Genomic DNA, 19,820 nt, shown 5'->3' with positions numbered 1-19,820 from the left:
GCGCGTCGCTGCGGCCGCCCGTCGCGGCGCGACCACGCCGTGCCGGATGGGACGATGGACGCCGCCGCCGACAAGGAGAGAGACGTGGACGCACCGACCGGACTCACCGGGGTGGCGGCCTGGGCCGTGGACGTCATGGAAGCGCTCGGAGGGCCTGGGGCGGGCCTGCTCATCGCGCTCGAGAACCTCTTCCCCCCGTTGCCCAGCGAGGTGATCCTCCCCCTGGCCGGCTTCACCGCGAGCCAGGGCACGTTCACCCTCGGCGGCGTGATCCTGTGGACCACGGCGGGGTCCGTCCTGGGTGCCCTGGCGCTCTACGCGCTCGGGGCGGTCTTCGGCCGGTCCCGGTTCCGGGCGCTGTGGACCCGGCTGCCGCTGGTCGACCTGCGCGACCTCGACCGGACCGAGTCCTGGTTCGCCCGGCACGGCACCAAGGCCGTCTTCTTCGGCCGGATGGTCCCGATCTTCCGCAGCCTCATCTCGGTGCCGGCCGGCCTCGAGCGCATGCCCCTCCCGCTCTTCTGCGCCCTGACGACGGCCGGCAGCCTGCTGTGGAACAGCCTGTTCGTCGTGGCCGGCTTCCAGCTGGGGGAGAACTGGCACCTCGTCGAGGGCTACGCCGGGGCCTTCCAGGCGGTGGTCCTCGCCGCCGTGGCCGTGGCGGTCGTGTGGTTCGTCCTCTCCCGGGTCCGCGGCCGGCGGGCCGGGCCGCCCTCGTGACCTCCGCGGGCCGGCCCGGGGACCCGTCGTCCGCCCCACGGGTCGGGGCCGGGCCATGGGAGGGCCCCTGGCCCACCGACGGGTCGGGCGACCTGCCCCCGCACCTCGATCCCGAGCTCCTGCGCGAGGGGGACCGGCGCAACGTCGTCGACCGCTACCGCTACTGGCGGCACGAGGCCATCGTCGCCGACCTCGACGCCCACCGCCACGGCTTCCACGTGGCCGTCGAGAACTGGGAGCACGACTTCAACATCGGCTCGGTCGTGCGCACCGCGAACGCCTTCAACGCGGCTGCGGTCCACATCGTGGGCCGCCGCCGCTGGAACCGGCGCGGGGCGATGGTCACCGACCGCTACCTGCACGAGCACCACCACCCCGACGTGGGCGCCCTGGTCGGCTGGGCGGCCGGGCGCGGCCTTCCCCTGCTCGGCGTGGACAACGTCCCGGGCTCGGTCCCGCTGGAGGGGTATGCCCTCCCGCGCGACTGCGTGCTCCTGCTGGGCCAGGAGGGGCCGGGGCTGTCGCCGGAGGCGCTCGCCGCGTGCACCGACGTGCTGGCCATCACCCAGTACGGGTCCACCCGCTCGGTGAACGCCGGCGCGGCGGCCGCGGTCGTCATGTACCACTGGGCGCTGCAGCACGCCGCCGGGTCGTCCGAGGGGCCGGAGGCCTGAGACACTGGCGCGCATGCGCCGCCGTGTGAGTTCCACCCTGACCGCCACCGTCACCGCGCCCGTCGAGGCCACCCTGGGGGTCGCCGTGGCCGACGGCGTGGCCCGCGAGGAGGAACGGCTGGTCGTCACGCTGGACGGGGACGAGGTAGACGTGCAGGAGGTGCTCGACCCCACCACGGGGACCCGGTGGCACGTGCTGCGCGACGTGGGGCCGGGCGACCTGTCGGTGGAGTATGCGGCCACCGTCACCGACGGGGGTGCGGCCGGCGAGGTCGCGCCGCTGGACCGGGTCAGGGGGGTGCGGCCGAGCCGCTACGTCGACCTCGACCGGCTGGAGTCGGTGGCCCGGGCCGAGGTCGGCGAGGTCGTCGACGAGGAGGACGTGCTGCGCGTGGCCACCTGGGTCCACGAGCACCTGCGCTACGTGCCCGGGTCCTCGCGGGTGACCGACGGCGCCAGCGACACCTACCTGGCCCGGCGAGGGGTGTGCCGCGACTACGCCCACCTGACCATGGCCCTGCTCCGGGCCCGCGGGATCCCGGCCCGGCTCATGGCCTGCTACGCACCCGGCCTGTCGCCGATGGACTTCCACGCCGTGGTCGAGGCGGCGGTCGGAGGGCGGTGGGTCGTCGTCGACCCCACGCGCCTGGCGCCCCGGCCCTCCCTGGTGCGGATCAGCACGGGGGCGGACGCCGCGGAGACCTCCTTCCTCACCGTGCACACCGGCGGGCTGACCTTCGGCGGGCTCACCGTGACCGCCGTGGTCGAGGGCGAGGACCTGCCGGCCGACGACCACGGGTCGACGGTCGCGGTCGGCTGACCGCGACCGTTCAGCGCAGCGCGGTCAGCTCCACCTCGACGAACATCGAGCTGCTCCGGGTGCCGGTGTAGATCCCCCGCAGCGGGGGGACGTCGCCGTACTCCCGGCCGCGGCCGATCTCGACGTGCCGCTCGCCCGGCTGGATCGCGTTGGTCGGGTCCATCCCGACCCACTCCCCGTCCCACCAGCGCACCCAGGCGTGCGACTCGCCGGTGTAGGGCCGGCCCACCTCGGGCTCGCGCACGGGCAGCAGGTAGCCGCTGACGTAGCAGGCCGGGATGCCGACCGAGCGCAGGCAGCCGATCGTCAGGTTGGACATGTCCTGGCAGACGCCGGACCGGGTCGACCACGCCTCCGCGGCCCGGGTGTGCACCCCCGTGGAGCCGGAGACGTAGCTCATCTCCTCGTGGACCATCGCGACGACCTCCCGGGCGCAGGCGCCCGGGGTCGCGCTGCGGCCGGCGATCTCGGCGACCCGCGCGCGCAGGTCCTCCGGCGGCTCCACCGACGGCGACTGGAGCAGGTACTCGCTGAGGTCGTCGAAGACCTCCGCCGACCGGATGTCGTCCCAGCCCAGGCCGTGGCCCTCCACGGTGGGGCGCTGCACGTCGACCGTCGAGGAGGCGGCGACCATGAGCCGCGGGTGCGGCTCGTGCACCTCGAACTGGGTCACGGTGGTGCCCCAGTAGTCGGTGTAGGTGTTGGTCCACGCCACCGGCGTGATGTCGACCTTGGTGTGCAGCACCTGCTGGTGCAGAGTCTGCCGGGGGGTCATCCGGGCCTCGTTGAAGGAGTGGGAGGCGGTCCCGGCGTACTCGTACCCGGTGCGGTGCACCACGCGCAGCAGCATCAGCGCACCCCCGCCCGCCACACGGCCTGGCCGGCGCCGTCGAAGTTGTGCGTGGACACGGCGTCGTTGACCTGGCTGCAGGTGCGCTGCAGCTGGCTCATCCGCTCGGGCAGGGTCTGCATCATCTCCTCCAGGGAGCCGTACTCCAGCTCGGCGCGGGCGCGCCCCAGCATCCGGTGGGCCTCCCCGGCCCGGCCCTGGACGGCGCCGAGCCCGGTCTGCGACGGCAGGCCCGGGTCGGGGCGTCGCCCTCGCCGCGGCAGCGTCTCGAGGGCCACGAGGGCCTGCTGCGCCTGCTCCAGGGAGGCCAGCAACGACCGCGGGAAGAGCCGGTCCAGGAGCAGGAACTCGGCCGCCTGGGCGTCGGTGGCGGCCCCGCGGTAGGTGCGGATGAAGGCGTGGTGGGCGCCGCACGCACGCAGCGTCTGCGTCCAGGCCGAGGGGGAGTCGGCGTTGTAGGCCGCGGACTCGATGATCCGCGAGGTCATGTCGACCCGTTCCAGGGACCGGCCCAGCATCATGTAGTGCCAGCCCTCGTCGTGGCTCATCGTCGAGTCGGCCAGGCCCACGACGACCGCGCACCGCTCCCGCAGCAGCTGGCAGGCCCGGTGGGCCGGCAGGTGCTGCAGCCGGTTGCCGCGCATCATGTTCCACGTCGTGTTGATGGCCTCCCACATCTCCAGGGAGACGGTCTCCCGGGAGCGCCGCGCGCTCTCCCGGGCCCCCTGGAAGGCGGCCACCATCGAGGTCGGGGAGGTCTCGTCCCAGCCGAGCATCCGCAGCACGGTCTGGTGGTCCGGGCTGGCCTCGTCGTCGATGCCCATGACCCGCAGGAGCACCAGGCTGGTGGTCTCCTCGTCGAGGACGGGGTCCTCCAGGAGCAGCGTCAGGTGCACGTCGAGCAGCCGGGAGGTGTCCTCGGCGCGCTCGAGGTAGCGCCCGATCCAGTAGAGCGACTCCGCGATCCGGCTCAGCACGGCATACCTCCCTGTTCCGGCGGCCGCAGGCCGGCCGGTGCTCCCTGCTCGCCCTGGCGGGCCTGCTGCTGCTGCTGCTCCTGCTCCGCGGGCTCGGCCTCGGAGCGGGCCAGGGCGACCTGCGGGGCGGCCGAGACCTGCAGCTGGCGCTGCCGCTGCCGGGGCTCGACCCGGGTGCGCCGGCCGTCCCCGGAGAGGACCCAGGTGTCCTTGGACCCCCCGCCCCGGCTGGAGTTGACGATGAGCTCGCCCTCCCCGAGGGCCACCCGCGTCAGCCCGCCGGGCAGGACCCACACCTTCTCGCCGTCGTTGATGGCGAAGGGCCGCAGGTCCACGTGCCGGGGGCGCATGCCGTCGGGGGTGGTCGTGGCGACGGTGGACAGCTGGACCACGGGCTGGGCGATCCAGCCGCGGGGGTCGGCGGACACCCGGGCGCGCAGGGCGTCCAGCTCGGCCCGGTCGGCCTGCGGGCCGATGACGATGCCCTTGCCGCCGGAGCCGTCGACCGGCTTGAGCACGAGCTCGTCGAGGCGGTCCATCACCTCCTCGCGGTGGGCCGGCTCCTCCAGGCGCCAGGTGTCGACGTTGGGCAGCAGCGGCTCCTCGCCGAGGTAGTAGCGGATGAGCTCGGGGACGTAGCTGTACATCAGCTTGTCGTCGGCCACCCCGTTGCCCACGGCGTTGGCGATCGTCACGTTGCCGGCGCGGGAGGCGTTGAGCAGCCCGGGGCAGCCGAGCACGGAGTCGTTGCGGAAGGCGACCGGGTCGAGGAAGTCGTCGTCGACCCGTCGGTAGATCACGTGCACCGGCTGCAGGCCCTGGGTGTCGCGCATCATCACCCGGCCGCCCTGCACGACCAGGTCGCGGCCCTCGACCAGCCGGCAGCCCATGAGCCGGGCCAGGAGGGTGTGCTCGAAGTAGGCCGAGTTGTAGGGCCCGGGCGTGAGCACCACCACCTCGGGGTCCTGGACGCCGCTGGGGGCCGCGGCCCGCAGGGCGCGTAGCAGCCGCGAGGGGTATGAGGCCACCGGGCGGATCCGGTGCGTCCCGACCATCTCGGGCAGGGTCGAGGTCATCGCGGCCCGGTTGGTCAGCACGTAGGACACCCCGCTGGGGATGCGCACGTTGTCCTCGAGCACCCGGAAGGTGCCCTCCCCGTCGCGGATGAGGTCGATGCCCGAGACGTGCACCCGCACGCCGTTGCCGGGCTGGATGCCGAAGGCGACCCGGTGGTAGTGCGAGCTGGTGGTCACCACGTGGCGGGGCAGCACCCGGTCGGTGACGATCTGCATCGCCCCGTAGACGTCGGCGAGGAAGGCCTCCAGCGCCCGGACCCGCTGCGCGACGCCGGCCTCGACGTGCGCCCAGGTGGCGGCGTCGATGATCCGCGGCACGATGTCCAGCGGGAAGGGCCGCTCCTCGCCCTCGTAGTCGAAGGTGACGCCCTGGTCGTGGTAGCTGGTGCTCACGTAGTCGGCGCGGGCGCGCACGTCGTCCTCGCCCAGGGCGGCGAACTGCTCGGCGACCTGCTCGTAGGTCTGACGCACGGACCCCTCGGGGCCCACCGTCTCGTCGAACACCTCGGCCCGGGTCGGGTAGTCGGTGAAGGGGCCTGGCATGGGCATACCCTAGTGGTCGGTGCCAGGCCTGTCGGGGACGTTCACCCCGCGGGCGTCCCCGGCCGGTCCTGTGGAAGAGTGGGAACCAGCCTGTGCCGACGCCGTCCACGAGGAGGACCCATGCCCATCGCCACCCCAGAGGTCTACGCCGACATGATCGACCGGGCCAAGGCGGGCAGCTACGCCTACCCGGCCATCAACGTCAGCTCCAGCCAGACGCTGAACGCCGCCATCAAGGGCTTCGCCGACGCCGGCAGCGACGGCATCATCCAGGTCTCCACCGGAGGGGCGGAGTACTTCTCCGGGCAGGGGGTCAAGGACATGGTGACCGGGGCGCTGGCGTTCAGCGCCTTCGCGCACGAGGTCGCCAAGAAGTACGACGTCAACATCGCGCTGCACACCGACCACTGCCCCAAGGACAAGCTCGACGGCTTCGTCCGTCCCCTGCTGGCCGCCTCGATCGAGCGGGTCGGGCAGGGCGGGCTGCCCTACTTCCAGTCGCACATGTGGGACGGCTCGGCCACCCCGCTGGAGGAGAACCTGCAGATCGCCGAGGAGCTCCTGCAGCTGTCCGCGCAGGCCCGGACGATCCTCGAGGTCGAGATCGGGGTCGTCGGCGGCGAGGAGGACGGGGTCGCCAACGAGATCAACGAGCAGCTCTACACCACCCCCGAGGACGCGGTCGCCACGATCCGGGCGCTCGGCGGGTCGGACAAGGCCCGCTACCTGACCGCGCTGACCTTCGGCAACGTCCACGGCGTCTACAAGCCGGGCAACGTCAAGCTGCGCCCCGAGATCCTCCGGACCGCGCAGGAGGCGGCCGCGGCCGAGCTCGGGCTCGGCGCCGACGAGCGGCCCTTCGACCTGGTCTTCCACGGCGGCTCCGGCTCCAGCGCCCAGGAGATCTCCGACGCCGTGGACTACGGCGTGGTGAAGATGAACATCGACACCGACACCCAGTACGCCTTCACGCGGTCGGTGGCCGGCTACATGCTGCGCAACTACGAGGGCGTGCTCAAGGTCGACGGGGAGGTCGGCAACAAGAAGCAGTACGACCCCCGGGCCTGGGGCAAGGAGGCGGAGGCCGCCATGGCCGCCCGCGTCGTCGAGGCCTGCGAGAACCTGCGCTCGGCCGGGACGCACCGGTGAGCCCGGGACCGGGCAGCGACCTGCTCGGCATCCCGCCCACCCGGCTGCCCGAGGACCCCGCCGCGGCCGCGCTGGCCGAGCAGGACCCCCGGACCGTGGCGACGGCATACCCCGCCTCCAGCCTCGTCTGGGCGGTGCTCGCGGAGCAGGCCCTGGCCACGGAGGACCCGGTGACGTCCTACGCCTTCGCCCGGACCGGCTACCACCGCGGGCTGGACTCCCTGCGCCGCGCCGGGTGGCGCGGCCAGGGTCCGGTGCCGTGGGAGCACGGGCCCAACCAGGGGTTCCTCCGGGCGCTGGCGGCGCTGGCCCGCGCCGCGGACGCGATCGGCGAGGAGGAGGAGCGGGCGCGGTGCACCGAGCTGCTGCGCGCCTCCTCCACGGAGGCCGCCCGCGAGCTGGGGCTGTAGTCCCCCGCGGTCGGCGCCGGGACCCCTTGAGCGACCCGGCGCCGACCGCGCCCCCTGAGTGGCGGGCGGTGCGCGTCCCCTGACGCCCTCACCCGGCCAGCACCCATCAAACCAGACGTTCGCCGCCTCCTCCTGTCCAGATGCTGCCCCTGGCCGTAACCTGCCAAGGGTGACCGACCAGCCCCGCCCCGACGTGCTCCCGCTCTCCTCGGACACCGAGACGCTCTACCGCCACGTGCTGCGCTCCAGACCCGCCCGGCTGGGCGGCCACGCCGAGTCGTTGGGCTGGCCCCCCGCCCGGGCCGAGGCGGCCATCGACGTGCTGGAGTCGCTGCGCCTGGCCCGGCGGGGGGCCGACGGGGTGGTCCGGGCCGAGGACCCCCGGACGAGCGTGACCCGGCTGCTCGACGACGCCGAGGCGGACCTCGACCGGCGGCGGCGCGAGCTCGCCGGGCTCCGCGGGTCGCTGGAGACCTTCGTCGGCGACTACCGGCGCGGGGTCCGGCGCACCCGCCCCCAGGTCCCGCCGTGGGAACGCCTCACCCCGGGGGAGGTGGTGCCGGTCGTGGAGCACCTGATGCGCACCACGGACGGGCCCCTGCTCCAGGTCGCCGGCGCCGAGCGGTCCGGGCCCGGCCGGGCCGACGAGATCCGCCGTCGCCGGGCCGAGGCCGCCGCGTCCGGGCGGGTGCTGAGGACGATCTACCCCGCCTCGGTGCAGGAGGCCTCCGCCACCCGGGACGTCGTCCAGGAGCGGGCCGCCGCGGGCGAGCTGCAGCGCTTCCTGCCAGCGGCCGGCGCGCCCGTGGAGTTCCTCGTCTTCGGCCGCACCGCAGTCCTGCTCGACGAGGGCGACGGGCCGGAGTCGGACCACCTGCTGCTCCGCCCGGCCGCCCTCGTCGAGGCCTTCGTGACGCTCTTCGAGGGACTCTGGCGCCGGGCGCGGCCGCTCGGTCCGGAGGACGCCGCGCAGGACGCCCGCCTCCTGGAGCTGCTCTCCCTCGGGTACAAGGACGAGGCCGTCGCCCGCCAGCTGGGCCTCGGCCTGCGCACGGTCCGTCGCCGGATCGCCGCCCTCATGGACGAGCACGGCGTCCACACGCGGTTCCAGCTGGGCCTGAGCGTCGCCGCCAGGCGCGGTCCCGCCGACGACGGGCGCCGATAGAGTGGGGCGACCCGCAAGCCAACTGATAGAGGTCCGCGATGCCAGCGATCGTCCTGATCGGAGCCCAGTGGGGCGACGAGGGCAAGGGCAAGGCCACCGACCTGCTGGGCGGCAGCGTCGACTACGTGGTCAAGTTCAACGGCGGCAACAACGCCGGTCACACGGTCGTCATCGGCGACCAGACCTACGCCCTGCACCTGCTGCCCAGCGGCATCCTGTCGCCGGGGTGCACCCCCGTCATCGCCAACGGCGTCGTCGTGGACCTGGGGGTCCTCGTCGAGGAGATCGACGCGCTCGAGGAGCGGGGGGTGGACACCGGCAAGCTGCTGCTGTCGGCGAACGCGCACGTCATCCCGCCGTACAACCGGGTCCTGGACCGGGTGACCGAGCGCTTCCTGGGCAGCCGCAAGATCGGCACGACCGGCCGCGGCATCGGTCCCACCTACGCCGACAAGATGAACCGCGTCGGCATCCGCGTCCAGGACCTCTACGACGAGTCGATCCTCCGCCAGAAGATCGAGGCGTCGCTGGCGACCAAGAACCAGCTGCTGGTCAAGATCTACAACCGGCGCGCGGTCGAGGTCGAGGAGACCATGGCCGAGCTGCTGCGGCACGCCGAGCGGCTCCGCCCCATGGTGGCCGACACGGCCCTGGTCCTCAACGACGCGCTCGACCGCGGGGAGACCGTGCTCTTCGAGGCCGGCCAGGCCACCCTGCTGGACGTCGACCACGGCACGTACCCGTTCGTCACCTCCTCGAACGCCACCGCCGGCGGCGCCTGCACCGGCGCGGGCGTGGCCCCCACCCGGGTCGACCGGGTCGTGGGCATCTTCAAGGCCTACACCACCCGGGTGGGCGAGGGGCCCTTCCCCACCGAGCTCGAGGACGAGCACGGCCAGTTCCTGCGCGACGCCGGCCACGAGTACGGCACCACCACCGGGAGGCCGCGCCGCTGCGGGTGGGCCGACGCCGTCATCGGCCGCTTCGCCCGACGGATCAACGGCATCACCGACCTGGTGGTCACCAAGCTGGACGTGCTGACCGGTCTGGACACGATCCCGGTCTGCGTGGCCTACGACGTGCAGGGCGAACGCTTCGACGAGATGCCGGTCAACCAGTCCGACTTCCACCACGCCCGGCCGGTCTACGAGGAGCTGCCCGGCTGGCAGGAGGACATCACCGGCTGCCGCACCTTCGAGGAGCTGCCCGCCAACGCGCAGGCCTACGTGCGACGGCTCGAGGAGCTCACCGGCGCCCGCGTCTCGGTCGTCGGCGTCGGTCCGGGGCGCGACCAGTCGATCGTGCTCCACGACCTGCTCGGGCGGGACTGACCCGACCCCGTCCCGGACGGGACCGGGAAGGCCGACGGAGCCGACGGCATACCCGCAGGGGTATCGTGGGGGCATGTCCCGCACCGAGTCCCCGACCGTCGCCGTCCCTGTCACCGAGGCCGGGGAGGTGGGGCACCGCTGGGGGCGTGCCGAGCGCATCGCGGTGGTGTCGACGGGCGAGGGGACCGAGCTGTCCTGGACGGTCCACGAGGTCCGGTGGGACGTCCTGCACGACGAGGGTGGCGAGGGGCAGCACCACGCGCGCGTCGTGCGCTTCCTCCGCGACGAGGGGGTCACCCACGTGGTGGCCGACCACATGGGCGCCGGGATGGCGCGCATGCTGGCGACGATGGGCATCCCGGTCGTCCGGCCGACGGACCGCGACGCCCGGGTCTCGGCGCTGGCCGCCGTGGAGGGCCGGGCCCCGACCGCCTGAGGGGAGGCTGCCCATGCTGGCGGGAACGGCCGCCAGCGGGTAGGCAGGGGGTATGCAGGTGCGTCGTGGCATCCGTGACTACCCCCTCGTGGGGGTCGTCCTGCTCACGGCCGTCGTCGGGGTCGTCCTGGAGATCGCCGGTCCGCCCGGTTCCGCCCGGTGGGTGGTCGGCGCCGTGGCCCTGGTCGTCGCGGCGCTGCAGCTGCGGGGGATGGTCGAGGCGCTGCGGGCGGGCAGCTACGGCGTCGACGTGCTGGCCGTGACCGCGATCGTCTCGACGGTGGCGGTGGGGGAGTACTGGGCCGCACTCGTCGTGGGCCTCATGCTCACCGGGGGCGAGGCTCTCGAGGACTACGCCTCCGCGCGTGCGGGCCGGGAGCTGACCAGCCTGCTGGCCCGGGCGCCCAGCGTCGCGTGGCGGGAGGACGACGACGGGGACCTGGAGGAGGTGGCCGTCGCCCAGGTCGGCCCCGGCGACCGGCTGCTCGTCCGGCCGCACGAGGTGGTGCCGGTCGACGCCGTCCTCGACTCCGCCGACGGCGTCTTCGACGAGAGCTCGCTGACCGGGGAGTCGCTGCCCGTGGAGCGGGGGAGGGGCGACCGGGTGCTCTCCGGAGCGCTCAACGGGGCGAGCGCCGTGCGCCTGGTGGCCACGGCGACCGCCGCGGACTCGCAGTACCAGCGCATCGTGACCCTCGTGCAGGAGGCCCAGGAGTCGCGCGCCCCCTTCGTCCGGCTCGCCGACCGGGTGGCGGTCCCGTTCACCGCGACCGCGTTCCTCATCGCCGGCCTGGCCTGGGGACTGTCCGGGGACCCGATGCGGTTCGCCCAGGTCCTCGTCGTGGCGACGCCCTGCCCGCTGATCATCGCCGCCCCGGTGGCCTTCATGGCCGGCATGTCCCGCGGCGCGAGGGGCGGGATGATCGTCAAGGACGCGGGGACCCTGGAGCAGCTGGCCAAGGTCCGGTCGGTGGCCTTCGACAAGACCGGCACGCTCACCCACGGCCGTCCGGAGGTCGTCGCCGTGCACCCGGTGCCGGGGGAGGACGGGGACCGCGTGCTGGCGGAGGCCGCGGCGGTCGAGTCCTGGTCGGCCCACCCGCTGGCCCAGGCCGTGGTCGCCGCGGCCCAGGCGCGGGGCCGGGTGCCGGCGTCCGTCGAGGCTCGCGAGGTGCCGGCCCACGGTGTCGAGGCCGTCGTGGACGGGGTGGTCGTCCGCGTGGGCAAGGCGGACTTCGTGGCCCCCGTCGCCGTCGCCGTCGCCGGCGACGGCGGGTCGGACGCGGATCTGCCGCGGCCGGCTCCCGGGGCGGGCGGGACGTTGACCGGGCACACCCAGGTCCACGTGTCGCGGGACGGCCGTCTCGTCGGGACGGTGGTGCTGGCCGACGTGGTGCGTGCCGAGACGCCCCGGACGCTGGACCAGCTCCACCGGATGGGGGTGGGGCGGACGGTCATGCTCACCGGGGACGCCGAAGGGACCGCGCGGCGCGTCGCGCACGAGATCGGCCTGGACGACGTCCGGGCCGGGCTGCTGCCCGAGGACAAGGTGGCCGCGGTGACCGGCCTCGAGCGGCCGGTGCTCATGGTCGGGGACGGGGTCAACGACGCGCCGGTGCTGGCGGCGGCCGACGTGGGGGTGGCCATGGGGGCCCGCGGGTCGGCGGCCGCGGTCGAGTCGGCCGACGTCGTCGTCATGCTCGACGACCTCTCCCGCGTCCCGCGGCTGGTCCTGCTCGGTCGGCACACCATGCGGGTGGCCTGGCAGGCGATCGCGATCGGCGTGGGGCTGTCGGTGGTCCTCATGCTCGTCGGGGCCACCGGGCGGATGCCTGCCTTCGTCGGTGCCTGGATGCAGGAGGTCGTCGACCTGGCCTGCATCCTGTGGGCCCTGCTGGCCGCCCGCCCCTCCGGTGACGAGCGTGCGCTGCTCAGCGAGCAGACACGGACCGGCGCCGGGCCGGCCCCTGCGGTGGGCGCCGCCCACGGTGACCAGCCCGCGACCGACCCGGACCGGGCGCCGTCCTGACGGCACCCGGTCGCCCTACGGAGATCCTCAGCCCACCCAGACGCGCGCGTTGCGGAACATCCGCAGCCAGGGGCTCGGCCCGGTGGGCTCCCCGGGCGTCCAGGACATCTGGAGGTTGCGCTGGACCCGTTCGGGGTGCGGCATCATCGCGGTGAACCGTCCGTCGGGGGTGGTCACCGCGGTGAGCCCGCCGGGGGAGCCGTTGGGGTTGAGGGGGTATGCCGTCGCCGCCCGGCCGTGGTGGTCGACGTAGCGCAGGGCCCCCAGCACGGCTGACTCGTCGCCACGGGCCGAGAAGTCGGCCCGACCCTCGCCGTGGGCGACGGCGATGGGGATGCGGGACCCGGCCATCCCGGTGAGGAGGACCGAGGGGGAGTCGAGCACCTCGACCAGGCTCAGCCGCGCCTCGTACTGCTCGCTGCGGTTGCGGGTGAAGCGGGGCCAGGCCTCCGCACCGGGGACGAGCTCGGCGAGCGCGGCGAACATCTGGGCCCCGTTGCAGATGCCGAGCCCGAAGGTGTCGGTCCGTGCGAAGAAGTCCGCGAAGGACCCGGTGAGCCGCTCGTCGAAGAGCACCGACCGGGCCCAGCCCTCGCCGGCGCCGAGGGTGTCCCCGTAGGAGAAGCCGCCCGCGGCGACCAGCCCCACGGCGTCGGCCAGGTCGAACCGTCCCGACTGCAGGTCGGTCATGTGCACGTCGTAGGTGTCGAAGCCCGCCCGGTCGAAGGCGAAGGCCGTCTCGACGTGGGAGTTGACGCCCTGCTCGCGCAGGACCGCCACGACGGGCCGGGCGCCCCGGGACACGTACGGCGCCGCGACGTCCTCGCCGGGGTCGAAGGTCGTCGACAGGTGCAGGCCCGGATCGTCGTCGGCGCCGACGAGGGCGTGCTCCTCGTCCGCGCACGCCGGGTTGTCCCGCAGCGCCGCGATCCGCCAGGAGACCTCGTCCCAGGCCTGGGCCAGCTCCCTGACCGGCTCGTCGAGCACCAGGTCGCCGGCCCGCACGCGCACCCGCCGTCCGGTCGTGGCCCGGCCCAGCTCGTGGGTCAGGGCGTCGAGGCCGTGCCGGGCCAGGACGGAGCGGGCCTGCTGCGTCCCGCCGTCGACGACCTGGAGCACCACGCCCAGCTCCTCGGCGAACAGGGCGCCCAGCTGCTCGCGCAGGCCGTCGTCGCCGACCGGCAGGGTCACGTCCAGGCCGACCCCGCCGGCGAAGGCCATCTCGCACAGGGTGGCCCACAGGCCACCGTCGGACCGGTCGTGGTAGGCGGTCACCAGCCCCAGCTCCCGCAGCTCGGTGAGCGCCCGGCCCAGGGCGACGAGCCGGTCGGGATCGTCGAGGTCGGGGACCGCCCCGCCGAACTGGCCGAGCGCCTGCGCCAGCACCGAGCCGCCCAGGCGGCCGCGCCCGGCCCCGAGGTCGACGAGCAGGAGCGGTGCGCCAGCGGTCAGCTGGGGGGTGAGCGTGCCGCGCACGTCCGGCAGGGTGGCGAACGCGGAGACGACGAGCGAGACGGGGGAGACGACCTGCCGGGCCTGCCCGTCCGCGCCGGTCCACCGGGTCCGCATCGACAGGGAGTCCTTGCCGACCGGCACGGAGATCCCCAGCGCGGGGCACAGCTCCATCGCCACGGCGTGGACGGTGTCGTAGAGGGCGGCGTCCTCGCCCGGCTCGCCCGCGGCCGCCATCCAGTTGCAGGACAGCTTGACCCCGGACAGCGTGACCGGGGCGGCCAGGAGGTTCGTCAGGGCCTCCCCGACCGCCATCCGGCCGGAGGCGGGCGCGTCGACCGCCGCCAGCGGCATCCGCTCGCCGGTGGCCATCGCCTGGCCGGCGGACCCGACGTGGTCGGAGAGGGTGACGGCGACGTCGGCCACGGGCACCTGCCAGGGCCCGACCATCTGGTCCCGGTGGGTCAGGCCGCCGACGGTGCGGTCCGCGATCGTCACCAGGAACCGCTTGGACGCCACCGTGGGGTGGCGCAGCACCGCGTAGGCGGTGTCCCGCACCCCGGCGGCGTCGAGCCCGGCGACCGACAGCTCGGGTGCCGACCGGTCCACCCGTGGCGCGTCCCGCGTCATCCGCGGGGGCTTGCCGAGGAGCACCTCCATGGGCATGTCGACCGGGAGGTCCTCGCCGTCGCCGGCGGTGAGGACCAGCTGCCCGTCGTCGGTGGCCGTCCCCACGACCGCGTAGGGGCAGCGCTCCCGCTCGCAGAGGGCGGCGAAGGCCGCCAGCGACCTCGGGTCGATCGCCAGGACGTAGCGCTCCTGGCTCTCGTTGGACCAGATCTCGCGGGGGGAGAGGCCGGACTCCTCCAGCGGCACCGCCGTCAGGTCGAAGCGCGCGCCGAGGCCGGCGTCGTCGACCAGCTCGGGGAAGGCGTTGCTCAGCCCGCCGGCGCCCACGTCGTGGATCGCCAGCACCGGGTTGTCCTCCCCGAGGGCCCAGCAGTGGTTGACGACCTCCTGGGCCCGCCGCTGCATCTCGGGGTTGCCCCGCTGCACCGAGTCGAAGTCGAGCTCGGCGGCGTTGGCGCCGGAGGCCATCGAGCTGGCGGCCCCGCCGCCCAGCCCGATGCGCATGCCCGGCCCACCGATCTGCACGAGCAGCGTGCCGGGGCCGAAGCGGACCTTCTCGGTCTGGGAGGCGCTGATCGAGCCCAGCCCGCCGGCGCTCATGACCGGCTTGTGGTAGCCGCGGTGCACCCCGTCGACGGTCTGCTCGTAGACCCGGAAGAACCCGCCGAGGCCCGGTCGGCCGAACTCGTTGTTGAAGGCCGCCGCCCCGACCGGGCCGTCGAGCATGATCTCGAGGGGGCTCGCCAGGTGGGCGGGAGCGTCATACCCCTGCTCCTCCCACGGCTCGTCGGTGCCGGGCAGGTGCAGGGAGGAGACGGCGAAGCCGGTCAGCCCCGCCTTCGGGGCGCTGCCCCGCCCGGTGGCCCCCTCGTCCCGGATCTCCCCGCCCGCGCCCGTCGCGGCACCGGGGAAGGGGGAGATGGCGGTGGGGTGGTTGTGCGTCTCGACCTTCATGAGGACGTGCACCTCGTCCTCGCGGGCGACGTAGCGGCTGGGCCCGGGGTCCTCCGGGAGCCAGCGGGTGACGCGGCCGCCGCGCATGACCGAGGCGTTGTCCTTGTAGGCCACGACCGTGCCCTCCCCGGCCACCGCCTCGGTGTGCCGGATCATCCGGAAGAGGCTGCGCTCCTGCGGCTGCCCGTCGAGGACGAAGTCGGCGTTGAAGATCTTGTGCCGGCAGTGCTCGGAGTTGGCCTGGGCGAACATCGTCAGCTCGACGTCGGTGGGGTTGCGCCGCAACGCCGTGAACGACTCGACGAGGTAGTCGACCTCGTCCTCGGCCAGCGCCAGCCCGTAGGCCCGGTCGGCCTCGAGCAGCGCCGCGCGGCCGCGTCCCAGTACGTCCACGTGCTGCATCGGCGGCGCCGTCCGGGCGTCGAACAGCGCGGCCGCGTCCTGCGGGGTGCGCAGGACGCTCTCGGTCATCCGGTCGTGCAGCAGCGCGGCGCAGGCCTCCCGCTCCTGCTCGGACAGGCCCACGCCCCCCTTGAGCCGCAGGTAGTGCTCGACCACGCGCTCCACCCGGTGCACGGGGACCCCGCAGCCGTGCACGATGTCGGTCGCCTTGCTCGCCCACGGCGAGACGGTGCCCAGCCGGGGGGCCACGACCAGTACCTCCTCCTCGACCGGGCGGCCGGCGCCGTCCCCGAGCCGGTCCGTCCCCGTCCACGGCTGGCCGTAGGTCAGGATCGCCCGCAGCCGGGCGGTCGTCGCCTCGTCGAGCTCCTCGTCCGAGGCTACCCAGTGGACGTGGCGCGCGGAGACGTCGGTGACCCGGTCGCAGACCGACCGGAGCCGGCGCAGCAGCGCCCTGGCGCGGAAGTCGGAGAGGGCGGACCCGCCGGCGAAGGTGGTCAGCACGTGCTGGGACGGGGCCATGGGCGGGGTCTCCTGGGGGAGCTGCGGGAGGGAGGTTCCACCATACAAAGGCGGGGTATGCCGTCTCAGCCGGCGTGGAGGGGCGGTGCCGGGGTGGTGAAGGGGCGCCCGGTGAGCGCCTCGTAGGCCTCGACGTAGCGGGCCCGGGTGAGCTCGACCACCTCGTCCGGCAGGGGTGGGGGCGGGGCGTCGGAGGCGCGGTCCCAGCCGCTGGCGGGGGAGGTGAGCCAGTCCCGAAGGACCTGCTTGTCGTAGGAGACCTGCGGCCGTCCGGGCTGCCAGGCGTCCGCACGCCAGAAGCGGGACGAGTCGGGCGTGAGCACCTCGTCCGCCAGGACCACGTCGACGGCGTCCGGATCGACTGCCGCCCAGTCGATCTCGTCGCCCGTCCCGAGCCCGAGCTGGGCCGGGTCGAGGCCGAACTCGACCTTCGTGTCGGCGATGAGGATCCCGCGGTCGGCGGCGATCTCGTTGCCCCGCTCCAGGATCGACACCGTCAGGTCGCGCAGGCGGGCGGCCAGGCGGGTCCCGACGAGGTCCTCGACCCCGGCGAACGGCAGGGGCTGGTCGTGCTCGCCGACGGGGGCCTTGGTGCTGGGGGTGAAGACCGGGCCGGGCAGCCGCGAGCCGTCGACGAGGCCGGGCGGGAGGCCGACGCCGGAGACGGTGCCGTCGGCACGGTACTCCGCCAGGCCACCGCCGGTCAGGAAGGCCCGGGCCACGCACTCCACCGGCAGCATCCGCAGCCGCCGCACGTAGACGGCCCGGCCGGCCACCTCGGCGGGCACGTCGGTGGAGACGACGTGGTGGGCGTCGACGACGTCGGCGAGCTGGTCGAACCACCACAGCGACAGCTGGGTGAGCACCGCGCCCTTGTCGGGGACCGGGGTGGACAGGATGTGGTCGTAGGCGCTGACGCGGTCCGAGGCCACGAGCAGCAGCCGGCCCTCGTCCCGGGCCCCGGTGGCGGGGTCCAGCGGGGCGTAGAGCTCCCGGACCTTGCCGGAGTAGATCAGCTCGTGCCCGGGGATCTGCATCGCCATGTCAGGCCTTCCTGGTCGGGACGTGGACGCCGCCCTGCTCCGCGGCCCGGGCGATGTCGCCCCTGAACCGGAACCCCTGCAGGTGGATGCGGTGGGCGGCGGCGTAGGCGCGGGACCGGGCCTCGGCCAGGTCCGCCCCCAGGGACACCACGCTGAGGACCCGGCCGCCCGCCGAGACGAGCCGCCCGTCGCGCAGGGCCGTCCCCGCCTGGAGGACGTGCACCCCGTCGACCTCCTCGGCAGCGGCCAGCCCGGTCACCTCGTCCCCGGTGCGCGGGGCGACGGGGTAGCCGTCCGCGGCCACCACGACGGTGACGCTGCTGTCGGGCGACCAGTCCAGCGGGGGCAGCTCGGCCAGGCGGCCCTGGGCCGCGGCCAGGAGGACCCCGGCCAGCGGCGTCCGGAGGCGGGCCAGGACGGACTGGGTCTCCGGGTCGCCGAACCGGGCGTTGAACTCCACCACCCGCGGGCCCGCGGCGGTGAGGGCCAGGCCCACGTAGAGCACGCCGGTGAACGGCGTCCCCCGGCGGGCCATCTCCCGGACGGTCGGCAGGGCCACCGCGGCGACGACCTCGTCGACGAGACCGGGGTTCTGCTCGTCGAGCCAGGCCAGCGGGGAGTAGGCGCCCATCCCGCCGGTGTTGGGGCCGGTGTCCCCGTCACCGGCGCGCTTGAAGTCCTGCGCGGGGGCGAGCGGGACGACGGTCCTCCCGTCGGCGAGGCAGAAGAGGGACACCTCGGGGCCGTCGAGGAAGTCCTCGACGACGACGCGCCCGCCGGGCCGTGACAGGCAGCCCGCGGCGTGCGCGAGCGCGACGTCCAGGTCGCCGGTGACGACCACTCCCTTGCCGGCCGCGAGTCCGTCCTCCTTGACGACGTAGGGGGCGCCGGTGGCCGAGAGCGCGGCCCGCGCCTGCTCGAGCGTCGTGCAGACGTGGGCGGCCGCGGTCGGGACGCCGGCCGCGGCCATCACCTCCTTGGCGAAGGCCTTGCTCCCCTCCAGCCGGGCGGCCGGGGCCGTGGGGCCGAAGCAGGCGATCCCTGCGGCCGTCAGCGCGTCGGCGACCCCGGCGACGAGGGGACCCTCCGGGCCCACGACGACGAGGTCGACCTGCTCCTCGCGCGCCAGGCGGACGACGGCGGCGGGGTCCGTGGGGTCGCCGGCCACGCACCGGGCCACCTGCGCGATCCCCGGGTTGCCCGGCAGAGCCAGCAGGGCCTGGACCTCGGCGTCGGCCGAGAGGGAACGGGCCAGGGCGTGCTCGCGGGCGCCGGAGCCGAGGAGGAGAACTCTCACGGGCAGCCAGCGTATCCGTGCCGGCGCGGGCACGGGGGTGGCCCTCCTGGAAGGCAGGGGGGTATCTCCCAGGAGGGCCACGAGCAGGGCAGGGTCTACCGGGCTGATGGGGGGCTGCCCGGTGACTCGCACGATCCCTGCTGCCGACCGAAGCCGACGGATCAACACTAGACACGACCGGACCCGAATGTCATCCCCAAAGGTGTCGGGTTGGTGACAGTGACGGGTATCCGACACGATGGTGGGGTGACCGCCTCCCCGGACCGTCCTCCCGTCGGCGCGCCGACCCCGTCCCGGCACTCCCGCGGCGAGACCTACGAGGAGTTCCTCTCCCGGGTCTACATGGCGGCGGTCCGCCTGGGCGTCCCCTCGCGCAGCGCGCTGCGACAGTCGGGGCTCAGCGACGCGGACGTCGACGACGCCGTCGCCGAGCTCGTCGAACGCGGCATGCTGTCCAGCAGCGAGGACCCCGACCGCTGGTTCGTCGTCCCGCCCCGCGAGGCGTTGACCCGCCGGATGGATCAGGTCGAACGACGCGTCGCCCTGACCAGGGCCACCGCCTCGGAGGTGGAGAGCCTGTGGCGACGCGCGATGGGCGACGTCGGGCAGGCCAGGGGGCCGGCCCAGGTGGACGGGCTGGCGGGGACCGTCGAGATCGCCCACCGGATCGCCGAGCTGCACCGGTCCGCCACCACCAGGGTGTGGTGGGCCGTCGACGCCTCGGTCGCGGCCACCGGGCTGTTCGCGGACCTCGCCGCCGGCTCCACCCGCCTGTCGGTCCGGGAGGAGGTGCAGGTCCGTCTCGTGCTCGACTCCTCGCTCCTGGGGGACCCGTACGCCCTGGCCTTCGCCGACCGGGCGCGCGAGCTGGGCCACGAGGTGCGGGTCGCCAACGGGGTGCCGTTCTCGGTGCTGATGACCGACGACAAGGACGTCCTGGTGGACCTGAGCCGGTACGCCGAGGACGGGGACGGGTCCTTCGGGGCCCACCGCGTCACCTGGGTGCAGGCGCTGAGCCAGCTGCTCGTCGCGATCTGGGACCTGGCCACCCCCTACGGGACCGTGCTGACGGCCGGGCAGGTCGGCGAGGGCCCCCCGGTCGTGCCCGGACGGCTGCCGCTGGGGGACAAGGACGCCAGGGTCCTGGCCCTGCTGGCCACGGGGGCCAGCGACAAGATCATCGCCCGCCAGCTCGGCGTGTCCGTGCGCACCGTCGAGCGCCGGGTGCGTTACCTCATGGAGCACCTCGGGGCCGCGACGCGCTTCCAGGCCGGGGTGCAGGCCGTGCGCCGGGGCCGGGTCTGAGGGCGGGGCATGTCCGGTCGGCCGGTAGGCTTGGA

16 protein-coding genes are annotated in these 19,820 nt (G+C 74.4%); 10 read left to right on the top strand and 6 right to left on the bottom strand.

Annotated features, from left to right (window positions below; all coding sequences use genetic code 11):
* Positions 1 to 54: 54 nt before the first annotated feature.
* The 3 genes from FJR00_RS00845 to FJR00_RS00835 are packed head-to-tail and all read left to right on the top strand — an operon-like array spanning position 55 to position 2,214.
* Positions 55 to 720 (top strand): DedA family protein, encoded by a 666-nt coding sequence (locus tag FJR00_RS00845; protein WP_141337040.1) that lies wholly within the window; start codon positions 55 to 57, stop codon positions 718 to 720.
* Positions 717 to 1,394, top strand: a complete 678-nt coding sequence (locus tag FJR00_RS00840) for a TrmH family RNA methyltransferase (protein ID WP_141337039.1) — start codon at positions 717 to 719, stop codon at positions 1,392 to 1,394. Before FJR00_RS00845 ends, FJR00_RS00840 begins: the two co-directional genes overlap by 4 nt.
* A gap of 13 nt (positions 1,395 to 1,407) precedes the next feature.
* Positions 1,408 to 2,214, top strand: coding sequence for a transglutaminase-like domain-containing protein (locus FJR00_RS00835; protein WP_141337038.1), 807 nt, complete (start codon positions 1,408 to 1,410; stop codon positions 2,212 to 2,214).
* 10 nt (positions 2,215 to 2,224) lie between these two features.
* Here FJR00_RS00835 and FJR00_RS00830 read toward each other — a convergent pair whose 3' ends face one another.
* Genes FJR00_RS00830 through FJR00_RS00820 form a run of 3 tightly spaced genes read right to left on the bottom strand, consistent with a single transcriptional unit; the run spans position 2,225 to position 5,660 of the window.
* Positions 2,225 to 3,064: a transglutaminase family protein gene (locus FJR00_RS00830; protein ID WP_075958199.1), complete on the bottom strand. Its 840-nt coding sequence runs from the start codon at positions 3,062 to 3,064 to the stop codon at positions 2,225 to 2,227.
* Positions 3,064 to 4,041 carry an alpha-E domain-containing protein gene (locus FJR00_RS00825; RefSeq protein ID WP_141337037.1) on the bottom strand — a complete coding sequence of 326 codons (978 nt, stop codon included), beginning with the start codon at positions 4,039 to 4,041 and terminating at the stop codon, positions 3,064 to 3,066. Before FJR00_RS00825 ends, FJR00_RS00830 begins: the two co-directional genes overlap by 1 nt.
* A complete protein-coding gene (locus tag FJR00_RS00820; protein ID WP_075958198.1) occupies positions 4,035 to 5,660 on the bottom strand; it encodes a circularly permuted type 2 ATP-grasp protein in 1,626 nt (541 codons plus the stop codon). Before FJR00_RS00820 ends, FJR00_RS00825 begins: the two co-directional genes overlap by 7 nt.
* A gap of 120 nt (positions 5,661 to 5,780) precedes the next feature.
* Here FJR00_RS00820 and fbaA point away from each other — a divergent pair, with 120 nt between their 5' ends.
* The 6 genes from fbaA (at position 5,781) to FJR00_RS00790 (ending at position 12,180) form a co-directional block, all read left to right on the top strand.
* Complete coding sequence (gene fbaA, locus FJR00_RS00815) at positions 5,781 to 6,809, top strand: class II fructose-bisphosphate aldolase (RefSeq protein ID WP_141337036.1); 1,029 nt, start codon at positions 5,781 to 5,783, stop codon at positions 6,807 to 6,809.
* Positions 6,806 to 7,219 (top strand): DUF3151 domain-containing protein, encoded by a 414-nt coding sequence (locus FJR00_RS00810; protein WP_141337035.1) that lies wholly within the window; start codon positions 6,806 to 6,808, stop codon positions 7,217 to 7,219. Before fbaA ends, FJR00_RS00810 begins: the two co-directional genes overlap by 4 nt.
* A 169-nt stretch (positions 7,220 to 7,388) precedes the next feature.
* Positions 7,389 to 8,384, top strand: coding sequence for a helix-turn-helix domain-containing protein (locus FJR00_RS00805; protein ID WP_141337034.1), 996 nt, complete (start codon positions 7,389 to 7,391; stop codon positions 8,382 to 8,384).
* Positions 8,385 to 8,422: 38 nt separating this feature from the next.
* The gene (locus FJR00_RS00800; protein ID WP_075958110.1) at positions 8,423 to 9,715 is read left to right on the top strand and encodes an adenylosuccinate synthase; all 1,293 of its coding nucleotides are present in this window, start codon (positions 8,423 to 8,425) and stop codon (positions 9,713 to 9,715) included.
* 73 nt (positions 9,716 to 9,788) lie between these two features.
* The gene (locus FJR00_RS00795; protein WP_083664118.1) at positions 9,789 to 10,151 is read left to right on the top strand and encodes a NifB/NifX family molybdenum-iron cluster-binding protein; all 363 of its coding nucleotides are present in this window, start codon (positions 9,789 to 9,791) and stop codon (positions 10,149 to 10,151) included.
* Positions 10,152 to 10,203: 52 nt separating this feature from the next.
* Entirely contained in the window at positions 10,204 to 12,180 is a 1,977-nt protein-coding gene (locus tag FJR00_RS00790) for a heavy metal translocating P-type ATPase (protein WP_141337033.1), read from the top strand.
* A 27-nt stretch (positions 12,181 to 12,207) separates the two neighbouring features.
* Here the strand turns inward: FJR00_RS00790 and purL are convergent, their stop codons facing one another.
* The 3 genes from purL to purD all read right to left on the bottom strand — a co-directional run bounded on the left by purL (position 12,208) and on the right by purD (position 18,480).
* A complete protein-coding gene (gene purL, locus FJR00_RS00785) occupies positions 12,208 to 16,140 on the bottom strand; it encodes a phosphoribosylformylglycinamidine synthase (protein ID WP_141337032.1) in 3,933 nt (1,310 codons plus the stop codon).
* Between the two features lie 65 nt (positions 16,141 to 16,205).
* On the bottom strand, positions 16,206 to 17,183 hold the full coding sequence (locus FJR00_RS00780) for a phosphoribosylaminoimidazolesuccinocarboxamide synthase (RefSeq protein ID WP_141337031.1): 978 nt from the start codon (positions 17,181 to 17,183) through the stop codon (positions 16,206 to 16,208).
* A 1-nt stretch (position 17,184) separates the two neighbouring features.
* Positions 17,185 to 18,480 (bottom strand): phosphoribosylamine--glycine ligase, encoded by a 1,296-nt coding sequence (purD, locus tag FJR00_RS00775; protein WP_141337030.1) that lies wholly within the window; start codon positions 18,478 to 18,480, stop codon positions 17,185 to 17,187.
* A 246-nt stretch (positions 18,481 to 18,726) separates the two neighbouring features.
* On the opposite strand from purD, the gene FJR00_RS00770 reads away from it, so the two are divergent.
* Positions 18,727 to 19,785, top strand: coding sequence for a helix-turn-helix transcriptional regulator (locus tag FJR00_RS00770; RefSeq protein ID WP_141337029.1), 1,059 nt, complete (start codon positions 18,727 to 18,729; stop codon positions 19,783 to 19,785).
* Positions 19,786 to 19,820: the final 35 nt, after the last annotated feature.

The sequence above is a fragment of the Ornithinimicrobium kibberense genome, from assembly GCF_006519705.1.
GTDB classification, from domain to species: domain Bacteria; phylum Actinomycetota; class Actinomycetes; order Actinomycetales; family Dermatophilaceae; genus Ornithinicoccus; species Ornithinicoccus kibberensis.
This window is presented reverse-complemented; position numbering and strand designations above follow the sequence as displayed.